The following is a 20,657-nucleotide window of genomic DNA, read 5'->3' on the forward strand; positions in this document are numbered from 1 at the left end:
TAAGAAAAAGCTATCGCCATTAAAAAAGCCGGCATTCGCCGGCTTCTTATCACTCAATGTTCGTCAGTATCGCCGGGATGGTGTCATCCTTGCGCAACGTCATAATTTCGCAGCCGTTGTCTGTTACCACAATAGTATGCTCGTACTGGGCCGACAAGCTTCTGTCCTTGGTTTTTACCGTCCAGCCATCTTTCATGGTGCGGATGCGGTAATCGCCCGCGTTGACCATTGGCTCAATGGTGAAGGTCATGCCTTTTTGCAGCACCACGCCGCCGTCGTCAGCATCGTAATGCAGCACCTGTGGCTCTTCGTGGAACACGCGGCCAATGCCGTGACCGCAGTATTCGCGCACCACGGAGAAACCTTCCGCTTCCACGAACTTCTGAATTGCCGCGCCGATAGTGCGCAGGCGGATGCCCGGCTTCACCATCTTCAGCGCCAGGTAGAGGCTGTCCTGGGTGACCTTGCACAGGCGCTCGCCCAGAATGGTTGGCTTGCCAACGATGAACATCTTAGAGGTGTCACCGTGGTAGTCGTCTTTAATGACGGTCACGTCGATGTTGACGATGTCGCCATCTTTCAGCAATTTCTCGTCATCCGGAATGCCGTGGCAAACCACTTCATTGATAGAGATACAGACGGATTTCGGGAAACCGTGATAGCCCAGGCAGGCGGAGATCGCGTGCTGCTCGTTGACGATATAGTCGTTACAGATGCGATCCAGTTCGCCAGTGCTGACGCCCGGTTTCACAAACGGTTCGATCATTTCCAGCACATCCGCGGCCAGACGACCGGCGACGCGCATCTTTTCAATTTCTTCAGGTGTCTTAATAGAGATAGCCATGTAATCTGTCCATCGGTGTCGATTTTTTCGACAATACTAGTGTAAGTGTTGTCAATGGTATCAGTCAGGCGCACCCCGTGCCAAATTGAGAATCATTAACAGCACACTCAGCCAACAACTATTGGTTTCCGACCGTGTTTTATGGTATAAAGCGCGCCGGACTTCCGATCCATCTCAGATACACAGGCTGGACGGGAGCGACAAATCTCACTTTGTGTAACAACACACACGTATCGGCACATATTCCGGGGTGCCCTTCGGGGTCGGTAATATGGGATACGTGGAGGCATAACCCCAACTTTTAATATAGAGGTTTTAAACATGGCAACTGTTTCCATGCGCGACATGCTCAAGGCTGGTGTTCACTTCGGTCACCAGACCCGTTACTGGAACCCGAAAATGAAGCCTTTCATCTTCGGCGCGCGTAACAAAGTTCACATCATCAACCTTGAGAAAACTGTACCAATGTTCAACGAAGCCCTGGCTGAGCTGAACAAGATCTCTTCCCGTAAAGGTAAGATTCTGTTCGTTGGTACCAAGCGCGCTGCAAGCGAAGCTGTGAAAGATGCTGCTAACAGCTGCGACCAGTTCTTCGTGAACCATCGCTGGTTGGGCGGCATGCTGACCAACTGGAAAACTGTTCGTCAGTCCATCAAGCGCCTGAAAGATCTGGAAACCCAGTCTCAGGACGGTACTTTCGATAAGCTGACTAAGAAAGAAGCGCTGATGCGCACTCGTGAGCTGGACAAGCTGGAAAACAGCCTGGGCGGTATCAAAGATATGGGCGGCCTGCCAGACGCGCTGTTCGTAATCGATGCAGACCACGAGCACATCGCAATCAAAGAAGCTAACAACCTGGGTATCCCGGTATTCGCTATCGTTGATACCAACTCCGATCCGGACGGTGTTGACTTCGTTATCCCGGGTAACGACGACGCAATCCGTGCTGTTAGCCTGTACCTGAGCGCTGTAGCTGCTACCGTTCGTGAAGGCCGTTCCCAGGATCTGGCTTCTCAGGCGGAAGAAAGCTTCGTAGAAGCTGAATAATAAGGTTTTACCCCTTATTAGTACCGTGTATGAATAGGGGCCCATTATCGGCCCCTTTTTTCAATTTATACTGTTTGGCTCCCGGCCGGGCAGTTCACATCTCCCGAGGATTTAAGAATGGCTGAAATTACCGCATCCCTGGTAAAAGAGCTGCGTGAGCGTACTGGCGCAGGCATGATGGATTGCAAAAAAGCGCTGACCGAAGCGAACGGCGACATCGAGCTGGCAATCGAAAACATGCGTAAATCCGGTGCGATCAAAGCAGCTAAGAAAGCAGGCAACGTGGCTGCTGACGGCGTGATCATCACCAAAATCGACGGCACCTACGGCATCATTCTGGAAGTTAACTGCCAGACTGACTTCGTTGCTAAAGATGCTGGTTTCCAGGCATTTGCTAACAAAGTTCTGGACGCAGCGGTTGCAGGCAAAATCACTGACGTTGAAGTACTGAAAGCACAGTTCGAAGAAGAGCGTGTTGCGCTGGTTGCTAAGATCGGTGAGAACATCAACATCCGTCGCGTTGCTTCCCTGGAAGGTGACGTTCTGGGCTCTTACCAGCACGGCGCGCGTATCGGTGTTCTGGTTGCGGCTAAAGGCGCTGACGAAGAGCTGGTTAAACAGCTGGCAATGCACATCGCTGCAAGCAAGCCAGAATTCGTTAAGCCAGAAGACGTGTCTGCTGAAGTAGTAGAGAAAGAGTACCAGGTTCAGCTGGACATCGCGATGCAGTCTGGTAAGCCAAAAGAAATCGCAGAGAAAATGGTTGAAGGCCGCATGAAGAAATTCACCGGCGAAGTTTCTCTGACTGGCCAGCCTTTCGTTATGGATCCAAGCAAGTCTGTTGCTCAGCTGCTGAAAGAGCACAACGCTGACGTGACTGGCTTCATCCGCTTCGAAGTGGGCGAAGGCATCGAGAAAGTTGAGACTGACTTCGCAGCAGAAGTTGCTGCAATGTCCAAGCAGTCTTAATGATGCAAAAGGAGCCGCCTGAGGGCGGCTTCTTTTTGTCACCCGTCTCACGAAATCAGACAGGCTCCAGTATCGCTGTGCTGATATGCGACATATCATGTCGCCAGAATTAACCCCATCTTAATCGTTGACAGTCTCAGGAAAGAAACATGGCTACCAATGCAAAACCCGTGTACAAACGCATTCTGCTTAAGCTGAGTGGCGAAGCGCTGCAAGGATCGGAAGGCTTCGGTATTGACGCAAGCATCCTTGATCGCATGGCACAGGAAATCAAAGAACTGGTCGAACTGGGTATTCAGGTTGGCGTGGTCATTGGCGGTGGCAACCTTTTCCGTGGTGCTGGTCTGGCGAAAGCGGGGATGAACCGCGTTGTGGGCGACCACATGGGTATGCTGGCAACCGTGATGAATGGCCTGGCGATGCGTGATGCGCTTCATCGCGCCTATGTGAACGCTCGCCTGATGTCCGCGATTCCTTTGAATGGCGTATGCGATAACTACAGCTGGGCAGAGGCCATCAGCCTGCTGCGCAACAACCGCGTGGTGATCCTCTCCGCCGGTACGGGTAACCCGTTCTTTACCACCGATTCCGCTGCCTGCCTGCGCGGTATCGAAATCGAAGCCGATGTGGTGCTGAAAGCGACCAAAGTGGATGGCGTGTTTACTGCCGATCCGGCAAAAGATCCGTCTGCGACCATGTACGATCAGCTGAGCTACAGCGAAGTGCTGGATAAAGAGCTGAAAGTGATGGATCTTGCCGCCTTTACGCTGGCTCGTGACCACAAACTGCCGATTCGTGTCTTCAACATGAACAAGCCTGGCGCGCTGCGTCGCGTTGTGATGGGCGAAAAAGAAGGCACTTTGATCACGGAATAATTTCCGTCGACGATAAATACAGGTAAGATTCCGCTTTACTTTGTAGTGGTATCTTACCTGGACGCGCCTTTGGCGCTGTCATGATTTAAACGCGACTATACTTAGCACACCTGTAGCGCTGTGCTGGCGGATAGTCTGCCTGAGACAAGTTTTCAAGGATTCGTAACGTGATTAACGACATCAGAAAAGATGCTGAAGTACGCATGGACAAATGCGTAGAAGCGTTCAAAAACCAAATCAGCAAAATCCGTACTGGCCGTGCTTCCCCAAGCCTGCTGGATGGCATCATCGTAGAATACTACGGTACGCCTACGCCACTGCGTCAGCTGGCGAGCGTGACGGTAGAAGATACCCGTACCCTGAAAATCAACGTGTTCGATCGCTCGATGAGCCCGGCCGTTGAAAAAGCCATTATGGCATCTGACCTGGGTCTGAACCCAAGCTCAGCGGGCGCGGACATTCGCGTTCCACTGCCTCCGCTGACGGAAGAGCGTCGTAAAGACCTGATCAAAGTCGTGCGTGGTGAAGCTGAGCAGGGTCGCGTTTCCGTACGTAACGTGCGTCGCGATGCGAACGATAAAGTGAAAGCGCTGCTGAAAGAAAAAGAGATCAGCGAAGACGACGATCGTCGTTCACAGGACGACATTCAGAAAATGACCGACGCGGCGATCAAGAAAATTGATGCGGCGCTGGCAGAAAAAGAAGCGGAACTGATGCAGTTCTGATTTTCGCTGTACACTGATAAACGCCGTTCAGAAGGACATTGAGTCTTGCTGGCGGCGTTTTGCTTTTATCTGGTCTAACTTTTGGGCATCTCATGAAGCATCTCACTCTCCTCGGCTCGACTGGCTCTATCGGTTGCAGCACTCTCGACGTTGTTCGTCATAACCCTGACAGCTATACCGTGACCGCTCTCGTGGCCGGAAAAAACGTGCAGCGAATGGTCGAGCAGTGTCTGGAGTTTACCCCCCGTTTTGCGGTGATGGATGATGAAGAGAGCGCCCGGCAGGTGAAAGCGCTGTTACTGGAGAAGGGCAGCCGTACCGAGGTGCTCAGCGGGCAACAGGCGGCCTGCGATATGGCGGCGCTGGATGAGGTTGATCAGGTGATGGCGGCAATCGTCGGGGCGGCGGGTCTTCTGCCGACGCTTGCCGCTATTGATGCGGGAAAAGATGTCCTGCTCGCGAACAAAGAGTCGCTGGTTACCTGCGGACGCCTGTTTATGGAGGCGGTAAAACAGCGTGGGGCGCGTCTATTGCCGGTCGATAGCGAGCACAACGCGATTTTTCAGAGTTTGCCTCAACCTTTTCAGCAGAACCTGGGGTACGCTGACCTCGAGCAGAATGGGGTTGTGTCGATTCTGCTTACCGGGTCTGGTGGCCCGTTCCGTGAAACGCCACTGTCTGAACTGCGCGCAATGACGCCGGATCAGGCGTGTCGCCATCCGAACTGGTCGATGGGGCGTAAGATCTCCGTCGATTCGGCCACCATGATGAATAAAGGTCTGGAATACATTGAAGCTCGCTGGCTGTTTAACGCGTCGGCGAAACAGATGGAAGTGCTGATCCACCCGCAGTCGGTGATTCACTCAATGGTGCGCTATCAGGACGGCAGCGTGCTGGCGCAGTTGGGCGAACCGGATATGCGTACGCCTATTGCTCATTCGATGGCGTGGCCAAACCGCGTGAAATCCGGCGTAAAGCCGCTCGACTTTTGCAAGCTGAGTTCACTGACGTTTAGCGAGCCGGATTACGACCGATATCCGTGCCTGAAGCTGGCGATGACGGCGTTCGATCAGGGGCAGGCGGCGACAACAGCGCTTAATGCAGCCAATGAAGTGACCGTTGAAGCCTTTCTGAATCAGCAGATCCGCTTTACTGATATCGCCGCGCTGAATTTAACCGTGCTGGAGATGATGGATCTGCGTGAGCCACAAAGTGTGGAAGAGGTGCTGGCCGTGGATGCACAGGCACGCATTGTTGCGCGTAAACAGGTGACACGTCTCGCAAGCTGGTGATAAAGCAAGCACTAGTCGTCGTGCTATTTGTTAGCGTTGGGCTTCAGTGATATAGTCTGCGCCACCTGATCGCAGGTATTTGGCTTTAAGTGGTCAGGTAAGCCGTGGTTTGACACGGCTTTTTTATGTATAGGCTTCAGTATTCCTGTGTACCGTTAAATCCTTTCAGGGACTAAAAACGCGTTATGTTGTCTGCGAATCAACCAATAAGCGAAAACTTGCCAGCACATGGCTGTCGCCATGTTGCAATCATCATGGATGGCAATGGCCGCTGGGCGAAAAGACAAGGGAAGATACGAGCCTTTGGGCATAAAGCTGGGGCGAAATCTGTTCGCCGCGCCGTTTCTTTTGCCGCCAATAACGGCATTGATGCGTTAACGCTCTATGCTTTTAGTAGTGAAAACTGGAATCGACCTGCGCAGGAAGTGACTGCGTTGATGGAACTGTTTGTGTGGGCGCTCGATAGCGAAGTAAAAAGCCTGCACCGCCACAACGTCCGCCTGCGTATTATTGGCGAAACCAGTCGTTTTAACTCACGTCTACAGGAACGGATTCGCAAAGCAGAAGCGCTGACGGAAAATAATACCGGCCTGACGCTCAATATCGCGGCGAATTACGGCGGACGCTGGGATATTATCCAGGGGGTTCGGCATTTGGCTGAGCAGGTTCAGGAAGGGCTGCTAAGACCCGACCAGATTGATGAAGAGGCGCTGAGTCAGCAAATCTGCATGAATGAACTGGCACCCGTGGATTTGGTTATAAGGACAGGGGGGGAACATCGCATAAGTAACTTTTTGCTGTGGCAAATTGCCTACGCCGAACTTTACTTTACGGATGTTCTTTGGCCAGATTTTGATGAACAAGACTTTGAAGGTGCGCTGCATGCCTTTGCCAATCGAGAGCGTCGTTTCGGCGGCACCGAGCCTGGTGGCGATAACGCCTGATGGGGGTAGCTTTTGCTGAAGTATCGCCTGATTTCCGCTTTTGTATTAATACCCGTCGTTATCGCAGCGCTGTTTTTACTGCCTCCGGTGGGATTCGCTATTGTTACGCTGGTGGTGTGTATGCTCGCCGCGTGGGAATGGGGGCAGCTTAGCGGCTTTACCTCGCGCACTCAGCGGGTATGGCTGGCGGTACTCTGTGGTTTTTTACTGGCCCTGATGCTGTATACCTTGCCTGAATACCATCACGACGTTCACCAGCCGCTGGTGGCCGGATCTTTATGGATATCGCTGGCGTGGTGGATTGCTGCGCTTGTTTTAGTGCTTTTCTATCCGGGCTCTGCGGCAATCTGGCGTAACTCTAAAGTGTTGCGCCTTATTTTTGGCCTGCTCACCATTGTTCCGTTTTTCTGGGGAATGGTTGCGCTGCGCGCCTGGCACTATGACGAAAACCACTACAGCGGCGCGATATGGCTGCTTTATGTCATGATTCTCGTCTGGGGGGCTGACTCCGGAGCCTATATGTTTGGTAAACTGTTTGGCAAACATAAGCTGGCGCCAAAAGTTTCCCCAGGTAAAACCTGGCAAGGCTTCATCGGCGGCCTGTTTACGGCGGCGATCATCTCCTGGGGCTATGGCGTCTGGGCGAATCTTGAGGTTGCCCCCTCAACGCTGCTGATATGTTCGATTTTCGCGGCGCTGGCATCGGTACTGGGTGATTTAACCGAGAGTATGTTTAAGCGTGAAGCAGGGATTAAGGACAGTGGTCACCTGATTCCAGGACACGGCGGAATACTGGATCGCATTGACAGCCTGACAGCGGCTGTTCCAGTGTTTGCTTGCCTGCTTTTACTGGTGTTTGGGACGATATAACGGAAGGTTTTATGCTGAGCATTCTCTGGAATCTGGCGGCGTTCATTGTTGCACTGGGTGTACTGATTACCGTGCATGAATTTGGCCATTTCTGGGTTGCCCGGCGCTGTGGTGTGCGGGTAGAGCGATTCTCGATTGGCTTTGGCAAATCGCTCTGGAAGCGCACCGATAAGCATGGCACCGAGTTTGTCATTGCTCTGATTCCTCTGGGCGGCTACGTCAAAATGCTCGACGAACGCGTTGAGCCCGTCGCCCCGGAACTTCGACATAGCGCGTTTAACAACAAAACGGTTGGACAACGTGCTGCCATCATCGCTGCCGGCCCGGTAGCCAATTTCATCTTCGCTATCTTCGCCTACTGGCTGGTGTTTATCATCGGCGTGCCTGGCGTGCGCCCGGTTGTGGGCGAAATCACCACGGGTTCCATTGCGGCAACGGCGCAAATTGCACCGGGAATGGAACTTAAAGCGATTGATGGTATCGAAACCCCTGATTGGGATGCCGTGAGGTTACAACTGGTCGCCAAAATCGGTGATGAGCAGACAACCGTCAGCGTATCGCCTTTTGGTTCCGACCAGCGGCAGGAAAAAGTGCTGGATTTACGCCACTGGCGCTTCGAGCCTGATAAAGAAGATCCCGTCGCCGCACTGGGGATTCGCCCGCGTGGCGCGCAGATCGAGCCGGTGTTAGCCGAAGTACAGTCTCATTCGGCGGCAAGTAAAGCAGGTTTACAAGCGGGTGACAGGATCGTTAAAGTCGATGGTCAACCATTAACACAATGGATGACCTTTGTTACTCTGGTGCGCGATAATCCAGGCACGCCGCTCGCGCTGGAAGTGGAAAGGCAGGGGAGTTCGCTCTCGCTGACCCTCACCCCGGATACCAAATCGGGCGGCGGTAAGGCGGAAGGGTTTGCCGGCGTTGTGCCGAAAGTGATCCCACTGCCAGATGAGTACAAGACAATACGCCAGTATGGGCCGTTTAGCGCCATCGTTGAGGCCACGGATAAAACATGGCAGCTGATGAAGCTAACGGTCAACATGTTGGGGAAATTGATAACCGGTGATGTCAAACTGAACAACCTCAGTGGGCCAATTTCGATTGCTCAGGGGGCTGGGATGTCAGCGGAGTTCGGGGTGATTTACTATCTCATGTTCCTTGCGCTGATTAGCGTGAACCTGGGGATAATCAACCTGTTCCCGCTTCCCGTATTAGATGGGGGCCATCTGCTGTTTTTAGCGATTGAAAAGCTAAAAGGCGGACCGGTATCCGAGCGAGTTCAAGACTTTAGTTATCGCATTGGCTCGATTTTGCTGGTGCTGTTAATGGGGCTTGCACTTTTCAATGATTTCTCTCGGTTGTAAGAGAGTTAGTTAGGAAGAACGCATAATAACGATGGCGATGAAAAAGTTGCTCATAGCGTCGCTGCTGTTTAGCAGCGCGACCGTATACGGTGCTGACGGGTTCGTAGTGAAAGATATTCATTTCGAAGGCCTTCAGCGTGTCGCCGTTGGTGCGGCCCTCCTCAGTATGCCTGTGCGCCCCGGCGATACGGTTAATGATGAAGATATCAGTAACACCATCCGTGCTCTGTTTGCCACCGGCAACTTTGAGGACGTCCGCGTCCTGCGCGATGGTGATACGCTGGTGGTTCAGGTAAAAGAACGTCCAACGATTGCCAGCATCACTTTCTCCGGTAACAAGTCGGTGAAAGATGACATGCTCAAGCAGAACCTTGAGGCATCGGGTGTTCGTGTGGGGGAATCTCTGGACCGCACAACGCTTGCAGACATTGAAAAAGGTCTGGAAGACTTCTACTACAGCGTCGGTAAGTACAGCGCGAGCGTGAAAGCGGTTGTCACTCCGCTGCCGCGTAACCGCGTTGACCTGAAGCTGGTCTTCCAGGAAGGTGTTTCTGCGAAGATCCAGCAGATCAACATCGTGGGTAACCACGCCTTCAGCACCGACGAACTGATCTCCAACTTCCAGCTGCGTGACGAAGTGCCGTGGTGGAACGTGGTGGGCGATCGTAAATACCAGAAACAGAAGCTGGCGGGTGACCTTGAAACTCTGCGTAGCTACTACCTGGATCGCGGCTACGCCCGTTTCAACATCGATTCAACTCAGGTGAGTCTGACTCCGGACAAGAAAGGTATCTACATTACCGTTAACATCACTGAAGGCGATAAGTACACGCTTTCGGGTGTAGAAGTCAGCGGCAACCTGGCAGGGCATTCAGCTGAAATTGAATCTCTGACCAAAATTCAGCCGGGCGATCTGTACAGCGGTTCTAAAGTGACCAAAATGGAAGACAGCATTAAGAAGCTGCTCGGCCGTTATGGTTATGCGTATCCGCGCGTGCAAACGCAGCCGGAAATTAACGACACGGATAAAACCGTTAAGCTTCACGTTAACGTTGATGCGGGCAACCGTTTCTACGTGCGTAAGATCCGCTTCGAAGGTAACGACACCTCTAAAGATTCCGTTCTGCGCCGTGAAATGCGCCAGATGGAAGGGGCATGGCTGGGAAGCGATCTGGTAGACCAGGGTAAAGAGCGTCTGAACCGTCTGGGCTACTTCGAAACGGTGGATACCGATACGCAGCGTGTACCGGGCCGTCCGGATCAGGTGGATGTTGTTTATAAAGTTAAAGAACGTAATACCGGTAGCTTCAACTTTGGTATTGGTTACGGTACTGAAAGTGGCGTGAGCTTCCAGGTTGGCGTTCAGCAGGATAACTGGCTGGGTACAGGCTACTCTGTCGGAATCAACGGGACGAAAAACGACTACCAGACCTATTCTGAGTTCTCCGTAACTAACCCATACTTCACCGTTGACGGTGTAAGCCTGGGCGGTCGTATCTTCTATAACGACTTTAAAGCGGACGACGCGGACCTCTCCTCGTATACCAACAAGAGTTATGGTCTGGATGGTACGCTCGGCTTCCCGGTTAACGAATACAACACCCTGCGTGCAGGTTTAGGGTACGTGCATAACGACCTGTCCAACATGCAACCGCAGGTGGCGATGTGGCGTTATCTGGATTCCATCGGCCAGTCGGCGAGTACGTCCAGCGATGACAACGGTTTCGCCGCGGATGACTTCACCTTCAACTACGGTTGGACCTACAACCGTCTTGACCGTGGTTTCTTCCCAACGGAAGGTTCACGCGTCAACCTGAACGGTAAAGTGACGATCCCGGGCTCCGATAACGAGTTCTATAAGGTCACGCTGGATACGGCGTCCTACTTCCCAATTGATGACGACCACAAGTGGGTCGTGCTGGGTCGTACCCGCTGGGGCTATGGTGACGGTATCGGAAGCAAAGAGCTGCCGTTCTATGAGAACTTCTACGCCGGTGGTTCAAGCACCGTTCGTGGCTTCCAGTCCAATAACATTGGTCCGAAAGCGGTTTACTACGGCGGTAATGACGAAGATAACTGCGCAAGCCGCGATCCAAAACAGGTCTGTAGCTCTGATGATGCGGTAGGCGGTAACGCCATGGCCGTGGCGAGCCTTGAGTTCATCACGCCGACGCCGTTTATCAGCGATAAGTACGCGAACTCTGTCCGTACCTCCTTCTTTATGGATGCAGGTACGGTGTGGGATACCAACTGGGAGAATACCGCCCAGATGCGTGCAGCGGGCGTTCCGGACTATAGCGATCCGGGCAACATTCGCATGTCCGCAGGTATCGCATTACAATGGATGTCACCGCTGGGGCCGTTGGTCTTCTCATACGCCCAGCCGTTCAAGAAATACGATGGAGACAAAGCGGAGCAGTTCCAGTTTAACATTGGTAAAACCTGGTAATAATCCGCTGCAATGGAATGCGTTGGCAGTGTAGCGCTGACAACCGGCGATCGGTAAAACGGTCGCCTTGCCACGCAAAGAACGGCACCCCACGGGTGCCAATGGGATGGTAAGGAGTTAATTGTGAAAAAGTGGTTATTAGCTGCAGGTCTCGGTTTAGCGATGGCAACTTCTGCTCAGGCAGCGGACAAAATTGCAATCGTCAACATGGGTAATTTGTTCCAGCAGGTCGCGCAGAAAACCGGTGTTTCTGCAACCCTGGAAAACGAATTCAAAGGCCGTGCGAGCGAACTGCAACGTATGGAAGGTGATCTTCAGTCCAAGATGCAGCGTTTACAGCGTGATGGTTCTACCATGAAAGCGAGCGAGCGCAGCAAACTGGAAAAAGACGTCATGTCTCAGCGCCAGACCTTCTCTCAGAAAGCGCAGGCTTTCGAGCAGGATCGTCAGCGTCGTTCTAACGAAGAGCGTGGCAAGCTGGTGACTCGCATTCAGTCTGCCGTTAAAGCAGTAGCAGCCGATCAGAGCATCGATCTGGTTGTTGATGCGAACGCCGTTGCATTCAACAGCAGCGATGTTAAAGACATCACCGCTGATGTTCTGAAACAGGTTAAATAAGTAATGCCTTCAATTCGACTGGCTGATTTAGCTCAGCAGTTGGATGCAGAATTACACGGTGATGGCGATATCGTCATCACCGCTGTTGCGTCCATGCAATCAGCTAAAGCAGGCACTATTACCTTCATGGTAAGCCCTAAGTACCGTGAACACCTGGCCCAGTGCCAGGCGTCTGCCGTTGTTCTGACGCAGGACGATCTTCCGTTTGCCGCTTGCGCTGCGCTGGTAGTGAAAAATCCCTACCTGACGTATGCACGTATGGCCCAAATTCTTGATACCACGCCGCAGCCGGCACAGAACATTGCAGCCAGTGCTGCGATTGATCCGACGGCGCAGTTGGGTAACAACGTAGCAGTCGGCGCAAACGCCGTTATCGAGTCCGGCGTTGTGCTGGGCGATAACGTGGTGATTGGTCCTGGCTGCTTTGTTGGAAAAAATACGAAAATTGGCGCAGGGACTCGTCTGTGGGCCAATGTTTCTGTCTACCATGAGGTAGAGATTGGCGAGCATTGTCTCGTTCAGTCCAGCACGGTGATTGGTTCTGATGGATTTGGTTACGCCAACGATCGGGGTAACTGGGTTAAGATCCCTCAGCTGGGTCGCGTGATTATTGGCGATCGCGTTGAGATCGGCGCGTGCACAACCATTGACCGTGGTGCGCTTGACGACACCATTATTGGTAACGGTGTTATCATTGATAACCAGTGCCAGATTGCACATAACGTTGTGATTGGCGACAATACCGCAGTTGCGGGTGGTGTTATCATGGCAGGCAGCCTGAAAATTGGCCGCTACTGCATGATTGGCGGTGCCAGCGTGATCAATGGCCATATGGAAATATGCGACAAAGTCACGGTGACGGGGATGGGCATGGTGATGCGTCCCATCACTGAGCCCGGCGTTTACTCCTCAGGTATTCCGCTGCAACCGAACAAGGTCTGGCGTAAAACAGCTGCTCTGGTGATGAATATTGATGATATGAGCAAGCGACTCAAAGCGATTGAGCGCAAAATCGATCAACAACACTAAGCGTTCATCCGTTTAACGCTAAATTTCCCGGCCTGTCGGCTTTGTTTATAAACCGGCAGGCCGTGTTATTATTGCTACTTAGTACATTTGACAGGAAGAGTATTTTGACTACTGACACTCATACTCTGCATATTGAAGAGATTTTAGAACTTCTGCCGCACCGCTACCCGTTTTTGCTGGTAGACCGTGTGCTGGATTTTGAAGAAGGTCGTTTTCTGCGCGCAGTGAAAAATGTCTCCGTTAACGAGCCGTTCTTCCAGGGGCACTTCCCTGGTAAGCCTATCTTCCCGGGTGTGTTGATCCTGGAAGCGATGGCACAGGCTACTGGTATTCTGGCGTTTAAAAGCGTAGGTAAACTGGAGCCGGGTGAACTCTATTACTTCGCGGGTATCGATGAAGCGCGCTTCAAGCGTCCGGTCGTGCCTGGTGATCAAATGATCATGGAAGTCACTTTTGAAAAAACGCGTCGCGGCCTGACTCGCTTTAAAGGCGTAGCTATGGTTGACGGCAAAGTTGTTTGCGAAGCGACAATGATGTGTGCGCGTAGCCGGGAGGCCTGATACGTGATTGATAAATCCGCCTTTATTCATCCTACCGCCATTGTGGAAACGGGTGCCATCATTGGCGCAAACGTCCACATTGGCCCGTTTTGTATCGTTGGACCCCAAGTCGAAATTGGTGAGGGTACAGTACTGAAATCTCACGTTGTGGTGAATGGTCATACGACCATTGGCTGCAATAATGAGATCTATCAGTTCGCCTCCATCGGCGAAGTTAACCAGGATCTTAAGTATGCTGGCGAACCGACCCGTGTGGAAATCGGCGATCGTAACCGCATTCGCGAAAGCGTCACCATTCATCGTGGTACAACGCAAGGCGGGGGATTGACGAAGGTGGGCAGCGACAACCTGTTTATGGTTAATGCGCATATTGCACATGACTGTACCGTGGGTGACCGCTGTATTCTCGCCAACAACGCAACGCTGGCGGGACACGTATCGGTTGATGACTTCGCAATTATCGGCGGCATGACCGCAGTCCATCAGTTCTGCATCATTGGTGCACACGTGATGGTTGGCGGATGCTCCGGTGTGGCGCAGGACGTCCCACCGTTTGTGATTGCGCAGGGCAACCATGCCACGCCGTTTGGCGTGAACATCGAAGGCCTCAAGCGTCGTGGCTTCAGTCGCGAAGCGATTACAGCGATCCGCAACGCGTACAAAGTGCTGTACCGTAGCGGTAAAACGCTGGAAGAGGCGAAGCCGGAAATTGCCGAACTGGCGAATAAGCACGACGAAGTGAAGGCGTTCATGGAATTCTTTGAACGTTCCACGCGTGGTCTGATTCGTTAATGGTCGACAGTCGTCCGCTTACCATCGCCCTGGTCGCCGGAGAAACCTCCGGCGATATTCTTGGTGCAGGTCTTATCCGCGCGCTGAAAGTCCGCGTACCCAACGCCCGCTTTGTTGGCGTGGCTGGTCCGCTGATGCAGGCCGAGGGCTGTGAAGCCTGGTACGAAATGGAAGAGCTGGCCGTGATGGGCATCGTCGAGGTGCTGGGTCGCCTGCGTCGTCTGCTGCATATCCGCGCCGATCTTACCCGCCGTTTTACCGACCTCAAACCCGATGTGTTTGTCGGTATTGATGCGCCTGATTTCAATATTACCCTTGAAGGGAACCTGAAAAAGCAGGGTATCAAAACTATCCATTATGTCAGTCCGTCCGTCTGGGCGTGGCGACAGAAACGCGTTTTCAAAATCGGACGGTCCACCAATCTGGTGTTGGCTTTTCTGCCTTTCGAAAAAGCGTTTTACGACAGATTTAACGTCCCGTGCCGTTTTATCGGCCATACCATGGCGGATGCCATGCCGCTGGATCCGGATAAAAGCGCCGCGCGTGACGAGCTGGGGATCCCGCACGATGTTCACTGTCTGGCGCTGCTGCCGGGAAGCCGGGGCGCAGAAGTGGAAATGCTCAGCGCTGATTTCCTGAAAACGGCGCAAATTCTTCGCAAGACTTACCCCGATCTTGAAGTGGTGGTGCCGCTGGTGAATGCCAAACGCCGCGAGCAGTTTGAGCGTATTAAAGCCGACGTTGCTCCGGATCTTCACGTCCGCCTGCTGGACGGGAAAGGGCGTGAGGCCATGTTTGCGAGCGATGCCGCACTGCTGGCTTCCGGCACGGCTGCGCTGGAGTGTATGCTGGCAAAATGCCCAATGGTGGTCGGTTATCGCATGAAGCCGTTTACCTTCTGGCTGGCAAAACGTCTGGTGAAAACGGATTACGTATCTCTGCCAAACCTGCTTGCGGGTCGCGAGCTGGTGAAAGAGCTCTTGCAGGATGAATGCCAGCCGCAGGCGCTGGCTGATGCATTACTGCCGCTGCTGGCCAACGGTAAAACCAGCCACCAGATGCACGATACCTTCCGTGAGCTGCATCATATGATCCGCTGTAATGCTGATGAGCAGGCAGCCGATGCGGTGCTGGAGTTAGCACAATGATGGAATTTATCTATCCCCATACCCACCTTGTTGCCGGTGTGGATGAAGTTGGTCGTGGCCCGCTGGTGGGTGCGGTCGTGACCGCGGCGGTGATCCTCGATCCCGCCCGCCCGATCGTGGGCCTGAACGACTCGAAAAAACTGAGCGAAAAGCGTCGCCTGGCGCTGTTCGATGAAATTAAAGAGAAGGCGCTGGCCTGGAGTCTCGGGCGCGCAGAGCCGGAAGAGATCGACGATCTGAACATTCTGCATGCCACCATGCTGGCGATGCAGCGTGCCGTTGCGGGCCTGAAGATTGTGCCCGAGTATGTGCTGATTGACGGTAACCGTTGCCCGGCGCTGCCGATGCCTTCAATGGCTGTTGTTAAAGGCGATAGCCGCGTCGCAGAAATCAGCGCGGCGTCAATCATTGCCAAAGTGACGCGCGACGCCGAAATGGCCGCGCTGGACCTCACCTATCCCGCGTATGGTTTCGCCCAGCATAAGGGATATCCAACGGCTTTCCATCTGGAAAAGCTGGCTGAACATGGCGCAACTGAACATCATCGGCGCAGTTTTGGCCCGGTGAAACGCGCGCTGGGACTGGTGTCCTGAATCAAGACGCAAGCAATTAAGTAACGCGGGATCTGAAGATGGCTGAACCACGTTTCGTACACCTGCGGGTGCATAGCGACTACTCCATGATCGATGGGCTGGCTAAGACCGGGCCGCTGGTAAAAAAGGCGGCCTCGCTTGGCATGCCTGCGCTGGCGATCACCGATTTTACCAACCTGTGTGGCCTGGTGAAGTTCTACGGAACGGCGCATGGCGCAGGATTAAAGCCCATCGTCGGCGCGGATTTTCACGTGCAGAGCGACCTGCTCGGCGATGAGATGACGCAAATATCCGTGTTAGCCATGAATAATACGGGTTATCAGAACCTCACTCTGCTGATTTCGAAAGCCTACCAGCGCGGCTACGGTGCGCTGGGTCCGTGGATTGACCGCGACTGGCTGGCGGAGCTGAACGAAGGTTTGCTGCTGATCTCCGGCGGCCGTATGGGCGATGTCGGCAAAAGCCTGCTGCGCGGTAACAGCGCGCTGGTGGATCAGTGCGTCTCGTTCTACGAAGAGTATTTCCCGGATCGCTATTATCTGGAGCTGATCCGCACCGGGCGCGCAGACGAAGAGAGCTATCTGCATGCGGCAGTCGCCCTCGCGGAAGCGCGTGGCTTGCCTGTTGTGGCCACCAACGACGTGCGCTTCCTCGAGGCGGGCGATTTTGACGCGCACGAAATCCGCGTTGCGATCCATGACGGCTTTACCCTCGACGATCCGAAACGCCCGCGCAACTACTCCTCGCAGCAGTACATGCGCAGCGAAGAAGAGATGTGCGAGCTTTTCTCGGACATCCCGGAAGCGCTGGAAAACAGCGTAGAAATTGCCAAGCGCTGTAACGTCACCGTACGTCTCGGCGAATACTTCCTGCCGCAGTTCCCGACGGGCGACATGACCACGGAAGATTTCCTGGTCATGAAATCGAAAGAGGGCCTTGAAGAGCGTCTGGAATTCCTCTTCCCGGATGAAGCGGTCCGTAAAGAGAAGCGTCCTGAATATGACGAGCGCCTGGATATTGAACTCCAGGTGATCAACCAGATGGGCTTCCCGGGCTACTTCCTGATCGTGATGGAGTTCATCCAGTGGTCGAAGGATAACGGCGTGCCGGTAGGCCCGGGCCGTGGTTCCGGTGCCGGCTCGCTGGTGGCGTATGCGCTGAAAATCACCGACCTCGATCCGCTGGAATTTGACCTGCTGTTCGAACGTTTCCTTAACCCGGAACGTGTCTCCATGCCCGACTTCGACGTCGACTTCTGCATGGAAAAACGCGACCAGGTGATTGAGCACGTGGCCGATATGTACGGTCGTGATGCGGTTTCGCAGATCATTACCTTCGGTACGATGGCGGCGAAAGCGGTTATCCGCGACGTGGGCCGCGTGCTGGGCCACCCGTACGGTTTCGTCGATCGTATCTCGAAGCTGGTGCCGCCCGATCCGGGCATGACCCTGGCGAAAGCCTTTGAAGCCGAACCTCAGCTGCCGGAAATCTACGACGCCGACGAAGAGGTGAAAGCGCTCATCGACATGGCGCGCAAGCTCGAAGGCGTGACGCGAAATGCCGGTAAGCATGCGGGGGGCGTGGTTATCGCCCCGACCAAAATCACTGATTTTGCGCCGCTGTACTGCGACGAAGCGGGCCAGCATCCGGTAACCCAGTTCGACAAGAACGACGTGGAATACGCCGGGCTGGTGAAGTTCGACTTCCTCGGCCTGCGTACGCTCACCATCATCAACTGGGCGCTGGAGATGATCAACGCCCGCCGTGAGAAGAACGGCGAGCCGCCGCTGGATATCGCGGCTATCCCGCTTGATGACAAGAAAAGTTTCGACATGCTGCAACGCTCGGAGACGACAGCCGTCTTCCAGCTTGAATCCCGCGGCATGAAAGATTTGATTAAGCGTCTGCAACCAGACTGCTTCGAAGATATGATCGCGCTGGTGGCCCTGTTCCGTCCGGGCCCGTTGCAGTCGGGGATGGTGGATAACTTCATCGACCGTAAACATGGGCGCGAAGAGATTTCCTACCCGGACGTGCAGTGGCAGCATGAAAGCCTGAAACCGGTACTGGAGCCGACCTACGGCATCATCCTGTATCAGGAACAGGTCATGCAGATCGCCCAGGTGCTTTCTGGTTACACCCTTGGCGGCGCGGACATGCTGCGTCGTGCGATGGGTAAGAAAAAGCCGGAAGAGATGGCCAAGCAGCGTTCCATCTTTGAAGACGGGGCGAAGAAAAACGGCGTCGATGGCGAACTGGCGATGAAAATCTTCGACCTGGTGGAGAAATTCGCCGGGTACGGATTTAACAAATCCCACTCCGCCGCCTATGCTTTGGTGTCGTATCAAACGCTGTGGCTCAAGGCCCACTATCCCGCTGAGTTTATGGCGGCGGTAATGACCGCCGATATGGACAACACCGAGAAGGTGGTTGGCCTGGTGGACGAGTGCTGGCGCATGGGGCTGAAGATCCTGCCGCCGGATATTAACTCGGGTCTGTACCATTTCCACGTTAACGATGACGGGGAAATCGTCTACGGGATCGGCGCGATCAAGGGCGTGGGTGAGGGGCCGATCGAGGCGATCATCGAAGCGCGTAACAACGGCGGCTACTTCCGCGAGCTGTTCGATCTGTGCGCCCGTACCGATACCAAAAAACTGAACCGCCGCGTGCTGGAAAAACTGATCATGTCCGGCGCGTTTGACAGGCTGGGGCCGCACCGCGCCGCGCTGATGAACTCGCTCGGCGATGCGTTGAAGGCGGCCGATCAGCATGCAAAAGCGGAAGCTATTGGCCAGGCGGATATGTTCGGCGTGCTGGCGGAAGAGCCAGAGCAGATCGAGCAGTCCTATTCCAACTGCCAGCCGTGGCCAGAACAGGTAGTGCTGGATGGAGAGCGGGAAACGTTAGGTCTGTACCTGACGGGGCACCCGATCAACCAGTATCTTAAAGAAATTGAGCGCTATGTCGGCGGCCACAGGCTTAAAGACATGCATCCGACAGAACGTGGTAAAATCACCACGGCTGCGGGGCTCGTGATTGCTGCAAGGGTAATGGTCACCAAGCGCGGCAATCGTATCGGCATCTGTACCCTGGATGACCGTTCCGGGCGTCTGGAGGTGATGTTGTTCACCGACGCGCTGGATAAATACCAGCAATTGCTGGAAAAAGACCGCATACTTATCGTCAGCGGACAGGTCAGCTTTGATGACTTCAGCGGGGGGCTTAAAATGACCGCCCGCGAAGTGATGGACATTGACGAAGCCCGGGAAAAATATGCTCGCGGGCTTGCTATCTCGCTGACGGACAGGCAAATTGATGACCAGCTTTTAAACCGACTCCGTCAGTCTCTGGAACCCCACCGCTCGGGGACCATTCCAGTACATCTCTACTATCAGAGGGCGGATGCACGTGCGCGGTTGCGCTTTGGTGCAACGTGGCGTGTCTCTCCGAGCGATCGTTTACTGAACGATCTCCGTGGCCTCATTGGTTCGGAGCAGGTGGAACTGGAGTTTGACTAATACAGGAATACTATGAGTCTGAATTTCCTTGATTTCGAACAGCCGATTGCAGAGCTGGAAGCGAAAATCGATTCTCTGACAGCAGTTAGCCGTCAGGATGAAAAACTGGATATTAACATCGACGAAGAAGTGCATCGTCTGCGCGAAAAAAGCGTAGAGCTGACGCGCAAAATCTTTGCCGATCTCGGCGCATGGCAGATCGCCCAGCTGGCGCGTCATCCACAGCGTCCGTACACCCTGGATTATGTCCGCCTGGCGTTTGACGAATTTGACGAACTGGCAGGCGACCGCGCATACGCTGACGATAAAGCTATCGTTGGCGGTATCGCGCGTCTGGATGGACGTCCGGTGATGATCATTGGTCACCAGAAAGGCCGTGAAACCAAAGAGAAGATCCGTCGTAACTTCGGTATGCCAGCACCAGAAGGCTACCGTAAGGCCCTGCGTCTGATGGAGATGGCTGAGCGTTTCAATATGCCAATCATCACCTTCATCGACACGCCGGGTGCTTACCCGGGTGTTGGCGCGGAAGAGCGCGGTCAGTCTGAAGCCATCGCACGCAACCTGCGTGAGATGTCTCGCCTGAGCGTACCGGTCATCTGTACCGTTATCGGTGAGGGTGGTTCCGGCGGTGCGCTGGCAATTGGCGTGGGCGATAAAGTGAATATGCTTCAGTACAGCACCTATTCCGTTATCTCTCCGGAAGGCTGTGCCTCCATTCTGTGGAAAAGCGCCGACAAAGCGCCGCTGGCTGCGGAAGCAATGGGCATCATTGCCCCGCGTCTGAAAGAGCTGAAGCTGATCGACACCGTCATCCCTGAACCGCTGGGTGGTGCACACCGTAAGCCAGAAGTGATGGCCGCGTCCCTGAAAGCGCAGCTGCTGGCAGACCTGGCAGACCTGGACGTGCTGAGCAAAGAAGATCTGCTCAACCGTCGTTACCAGCGTCTGATGACCTACGGTTACGCATAAGCCTCACAATTATCCTAAAAGCCGCACATTGTTGCGGCTTTTTTT

The 20,657-nt window shown here is 54.0% G+C and carries 18 protein-coding genes; 17 read left to right on the forward strand and 1 reads right to left on the reverse strand.

Going from position 1 to position 20,657, the window contains the following annotated elements; all coding sequences use genetic code 11:
• Positions 1 to 49: 49 nt before the first annotated feature.
• Entirely contained in the window at positions 50 to 844 is a 795-nt protein-coding gene (gene map / locus E0L16_RS08370) for a type I methionyl aminopeptidase (protein WP_131636705.1), read from the reverse strand.
• A gap of 321 nt (positions 845 to 1,165) precedes the next feature.
• On the opposite strand from map, the gene rpsB reads away from it, so the two are divergent.
• The 17 genes from rpsB to accA all read left to right on the forward strand — a co-directional run bounded on the left by rpsB (position 1,166) and on the right by accA (position 20,612).
• Positions 1,166 to 1,891 carry a 30S ribosomal protein S2 gene (gene rpsB, locus E0L16_RS08375; protein WP_003856207.1) on the forward strand — a complete coding sequence of 242 codons (726 nt, stop codon included), beginning with the start codon at positions 1,166 to 1,168 and terminating at the stop codon, positions 1,889 to 1,891.
• A 117-nt stretch (positions 1,892 to 2,008) separates the two neighbouring features.
• Complete coding sequence (gene tsf, locus E0L16_RS08380) at positions 2,009 to 2,860, forward strand: translation elongation factor Ts (RefSeq protein WP_006810044.1); 852 nt, start codon at positions 2,009 to 2,011, stop codon at positions 2,858 to 2,860.
• Between the two features lie 149 nt (positions 2,861 to 3,009).
• Positions 3,010 to 3,735 (forward strand): UMP kinase, encoded by a 726-nt coding sequence (gene pyrH, locus E0L16_RS08385; protein ID WP_008501910.1) that lies wholly within the window; start codon positions 3,010 to 3,012, stop codon positions 3,733 to 3,735.
• Positions 3,736 to 3,902: 167 nt separating this feature from the next.
• Positions 3,903 to 4,460 (forward strand): ribosome recycling factor, encoded by a 558-nt coding sequence (gene frr / locus E0L16_RS08390; RefSeq protein ID WP_003856180.1) that lies wholly within the window; start codon positions 3,903 to 3,905, stop codon positions 4,458 to 4,460.
• Positions 4,461 to 4,552: 92 nt separating this feature from the next.
• Positions 4,553 to 5,752: a 1-deoxy-D-xylulose-5-phosphate reductoisomerase gene (gene ispC / locus E0L16_RS08395; RefSeq protein WP_063450596.1), complete on the forward strand. Its 1,200-nt coding sequence runs from the start codon at positions 4,553 to 4,555 to the stop codon at positions 5,750 to 5,752.
• Positions 5,753 to 5,937: 185 nt separating this feature from the next.
• Positions 5,938 to 6,696: a (2E,6E)-farnesyl-diphosphate-specific ditrans,polycis-undecaprenyl-diphosphate synthase gene (ispU, locus tag E0L16_RS08400; protein WP_003856176.1), complete on the forward strand. Its 759-nt coding sequence runs from the start codon at positions 5,938 to 5,940 to the stop codon at positions 6,694 to 6,696.
• A 12-nt stretch (positions 6,697 to 6,708) separates the two neighbouring features.
• Positions 6,709 to 7,566, forward strand: coding sequence for a phosphatidate cytidylyltransferase (gene cdsA, locus E0L16_RS08405; protein ID WP_023299368.1), 858 nt, complete (start codon positions 6,709 to 6,711; stop codon positions 7,564 to 7,566).
• A gap of 11 nt (positions 7,567 to 7,577) precedes the next feature.
• Positions 7,578 to 8,930, forward strand: coding sequence for a sigma E protease regulator RseP (gene rseP, locus E0L16_RS08410; protein WP_063450594.1), 1,353 nt, complete (start codon positions 7,578 to 7,580; stop codon positions 8,928 to 8,930).
• Between the two features lie 31 nt (positions 8,931 to 8,961).
• Positions 8,962 to 11,379 (forward strand): outer membrane protein assembly factor BamA, encoded by a 2,418-nt coding sequence (gene bamA, locus E0L16_RS08415; RefSeq protein WP_063450593.1) that lies wholly within the window; start codon positions 8,962 to 8,964, stop codon positions 11,377 to 11,379.
• Between the two features lie 123 nt (positions 11,380 to 11,502).
• Positions 11,503 to 11,997, forward strand: a complete 495-nt coding sequence (gene skp / locus E0L16_RS08420) for a molecular chaperone Skp (protein WP_006810039.1) — start codon at positions 11,503 to 11,505, stop codon at positions 11,995 to 11,997.
• 3 nt (positions 11,998 to 12,000) lie between these two features.
• The gene (lpxD, locus tag E0L16_RS08425; RefSeq protein WP_131636706.1) at positions 12,001 to 13,026 is read left to right on the forward strand and encodes a UDP-3-O-(3-hydroxymyristoyl)glucosamine N-acyltransferase; all 1,026 of its coding nucleotides are present in this window, start codon (positions 12,001 to 12,003) and stop codon (positions 13,024 to 13,026) included.
• A 104-nt stretch (positions 13,027 to 13,130) separates the two neighbouring features.
• Complete coding sequence (gene fabZ, locus E0L16_RS08430) at positions 13,131 to 13,586, forward strand: 3-hydroxyacyl-ACP dehydratase FabZ (protein WP_003856165.1); 456 nt, start codon at positions 13,131 to 13,133, stop codon at positions 13,584 to 13,586.
• 3 nt (positions 13,587 to 13,589) lie between these two features.
• The gene (gene lpxA / locus E0L16_RS08435) at positions 13,590 to 14,378 is read left to right on the forward strand and encodes an acyl-ACP--UDP-N-acetylglucosamine O-acyltransferase (RefSeq protein ID WP_131636707.1); all 789 of its coding nucleotides are present in this window, start codon (positions 13,590 to 13,592) and stop codon (positions 14,376 to 14,378) included.
• Entirely contained in the window at positions 14,378 to 15,526 is a 1,149-nt protein-coding gene (lpxB, locus tag E0L16_RS08440; protein ID WP_131636708.1) for a lipid-A-disaccharide synthase, read from the forward strand. Before lpxA ends, lpxB begins: the two co-directional genes overlap by 1 nt.
• Positions 15,523 to 16,119, forward strand: coding sequence for a ribonuclease HII (rnhB, locus tag E0L16_RS08445; protein ID WP_006810035.1), 597 nt, complete (start codon positions 15,523 to 15,525; stop codon positions 16,117 to 16,119). The genes lpxB and rnhB overlap by 4 nt, the downstream gene beginning before the upstream one ends.
• A gap of 38 nt (positions 16,120 to 16,157) precedes the next feature.
• The gene (gene dnaE / locus E0L16_RS08450; protein WP_131636709.1) at positions 16,158 to 19,640 is read left to right on the forward strand and encodes a DNA polymerase III subunit alpha; all 3,483 of its coding nucleotides are present in this window, start codon (positions 16,158 to 16,160) and stop codon (positions 19,638 to 19,640) included.
• Between the two features lie 12 nt (positions 19,641 to 19,652).
• Positions 19,653 to 20,612: an acetyl-CoA carboxylase carboxyl transferase subunit alpha gene (gene accA, locus E0L16_RS08455; protein WP_006810033.1), complete on the forward strand. Its 960-nt coding sequence runs from the start codon at positions 19,653 to 19,655 to the stop codon at positions 20,610 to 20,612.
• Positions 20,613 to 20,657 lie beyond the last annotated feature (45 nt).

The sequence above is a fragment of the Enterobacter quasihormaechei genome (assembly GCF_004331385.1).
Lineage (GTDB): Bacteria > Pseudomonadota > Gammaproteobacteria > Enterobacterales > Enterobacteriaceae > Enterobacter > Enterobacter quasihormaechei.